Below are 2580 nucleotides of genomic sequence, written 5' to 3'. Positions count from 1 at the left end.
TACGTTTGATTGGTTTTGGAAAAAAAGAAGAATTTAAGAAAGTGCTCGCAATTTTAAGAAAGAAAAAGCCTGATAGGACAAGGGCCCTATGAAATTTGTCGTGTACAGAGATTATTTTTATAAACTTGCTTTGGAAACGATTATGAGTAAAGCCTTACCCATTGCTGTAGCTGTTGTTTTAGGCGGCGCTGCTCTTGTTCCTGTACTTTATGCTTCAAAAAACCCTGCCTCAACACCAACTGCGAATCCAAATGCAAGTGCCATTGAAAAATTGAGCTATGCACTTGGCTATGAAGTTTCTCAGCAATTTCCTCGTGAGTTGAATATGAAAGGCCTCATGGCAGGTGTACAAGATGGTCATGAGCGCAAAGAATCAGCCTATACAGCTGAAGAACTTTCTGCAGCGGCTGAGCAATTTCAACAAGAAATGATGGAAGCACAAAAGAAAGCTGCTTCAACGCCTGATGCTTTCCTTGAAAAGAATAAAACTGAAGCAGGTGTACAAACCACCGCTTCAGGCTTACAGTATAAAATTACCCAACAAGGTACAGGTAAACAGCCAACGGCCACTTCTGTTGTAAAAGTTCATTACACAGGTAAACTGCCTGATGGCGAAGTTTTTGACAGTTCTGTAGAACGTGGCGAACCGATCGAATTCCCACTTAATGGTGTGATTCCAGGTTGGACTGAAGGCTTACAGCTTATGAAAGAAGGTGGTAAAGCGACATTGTATATTCCTGGTCATCTCGGCTATGGTCCACAAGGTAGACCTGGCATGATTCCACCAAATAGCACGCTCATCTTTGATGTTGAACTGATTGAAGTGAAATAAAGATTCAATCTTAAGGGGAGCGAGTGCTCTCCTTTTTTATGGAAGATAAAATGAAAGCTCTTTTTGTATTTGGCTGTATAGGCCTACTCTCAACTGCTACCTTTGCAAATATTACCAATAAAAGTACCCAACAACAGCAAGTTGGCTATAGTTTTGGTTATTTAATGGGAAAAAGCAGCGCTGACACGTTAAAAAATATCGATTTAAATGCATTTATTAGTGGTATTCAAGCGGCAGCAAAAGGGCAACCTTCAGCATTAACCGACGAAGAAATGGCAAAAGTATTAACAGAATACAAACGCCAAAGTGATGCCAAAGAACTGAAAGCTTTACAAATGAAAGCAGCCGACAACCTCAAAAAAGGCACAGCATTCCTAGCAGAAAATGCCAAAAAGCCTGAAGTCAAAACCACGAAATCAGGATTGCAATATCAAGTATTGAAACAAGGCACTGGAGCAAAACCAAAAGCAACGTCTACAGTCAAAGTTCACTATGAAGGTCGACTACTTGACGGCACTGTATTTGATAGTTCGATTGCTCGCCAACAACCTGTGAGTTTCCCTTTATCTCAGGTCATTCAAGGTTGGACCGAAGGCTTGCAACTCATGAATAAAGGCAGCCAATTCCGTTTATTTATACCATCATCATTGGCTTATGGTGAAATTGGTTCAGGTGATGCTATTGAACCAAATAGCACTTTAATTTTTGATATCGAATTGCTCGACATCAATTCTAAATAACATAATCACACCTTGATGACGAAAACTTATTTTGTCATCAAGCGTTCACTTTTTTTGAGCATTCTGAATGCTCAATAACCGCTTTTAACGATATGATTTAAATATCGTTTTACATTCATTTGTCGCCAGCACAAGGATTTACGTCATGTCTTTTCAAATTACTACTCGTGAAATTCAATACCATGCAGCAGATGGAACCGTATTCATTGGCTACCTTGCTCTCCCTCAAACTACAGAGCAAGTGCCAGGTGTATTAGTTTCACCTGAGTGGTGGGGCCGTAATGAATATACTGAACAACGTGCTCGTGAATTGGCTACACAAGGTTATGCAGCGCTTGCCATTGATATGTATGGTGACAAAAAATCAACGACTGATGCAAAACAAGCCTCTGAATGGATGATGGAAACCTTCAAAGCACCGAATATCATTGTCGATCGTGCCAATGCGGCATTAAATACTTTGGCACAACTTCCAGAAGTACAATCAAAACGTCTAGCCGCAATTGGCTTTTGCTACGGTGGTAAAGTGGTTCTGGATCTCGCTCGCTCAGGTGCACCACTTCGCGCTGTGATCACTTTCCATGCAAATTTATCAGCACAACAAAGCATTTCAATTGGTCAAATTCAAGCAGAAATTTTGGTTTTACATGGTGAACTTGATACGATGGTCAGCTTAGACGATGTCGCTACATTTAAATCTGAAATGTCTAAAGCTCAAGTTGAACACGAAGTAATTATCTTTGAAAATGCCAAGCACGGTTTTAGCAATCTATTAGCGGATGAGCGCGCCAAAGCTAATGGTGTAGACTTAGGTTATCAGAAGGAAGCAGAACAACAAGGTTTAGCTGCAATGTATCAACTGTTGCAAAAACAGCTACATGTTTAATAATTGAATGAAATTAGGACTTACGCACTATTATTTATAGACTCTCTGTGGTAGCAGATGATTTTTATCGAGAATAAAGTCATCAATGAAGTTTTTGATCATTGGTCTAAATAATTTCTTCT

General features: G+C 39.8%; 3 protein-coding genes. All 3 read left to right on the top strand.

Annotation, left to right across the window (positions count from 1 at the left end; genetic code table 11):
• Positions 1-142: 142 nt before the first annotated feature.
• The 3 genes from ACSC97_RS18040 to ACSC97_RS18030 all read left to right on the top strand — a co-directional run bounded on the left by ACSC97_RS18040 (position 143) and on the right by ACSC97_RS18030 (position 2458).
• Positions 143-832, top strand: coding sequence for an FKBP-type peptidyl-prolyl cis-trans isomerase (locus tag ACSC97_RS18040; RefSeq protein WP_436662319.1), 690 nt, complete (start codon positions 143-145; stop codon positions 830-832).
• A 50-nt stretch (positions 833-882) separates the two neighbouring features.
• On the top strand, positions 883-1572 hold the full coding sequence (locus tag ACSC97_RS18035; RefSeq protein WP_436662317.1) for an FKBP-type peptidyl-prolyl cis-trans isomerase: 690 nt from the start codon (positions 883-885) through the stop codon (positions 1570-1572).
• Positions 1573-1717: 145 nt separating this feature from the next.
• Positions 1718-2458 (top strand): dienelactone hydrolase family protein, encoded by a 741-nt coding sequence (locus tag ACSC97_RS18030; RefSeq protein ID WP_436662315.1) that lies wholly within the window; start codon positions 1718-1720, stop codon positions 2456-2458.
• Positions 2459-2580 lie beyond the last annotated feature (122 nt).

Source organism: Acinetobacter sp. P1(2025) (assembly GCF_051390655.1).
GTDB lineage: Bacteria > Pseudomonadota > Gammaproteobacteria > Pseudomonadales > Moraxellaceae > Acinetobacter > Acinetobacter junii.
This window is presented reverse-complemented; position numbering and strand designations above follow the sequence as displayed.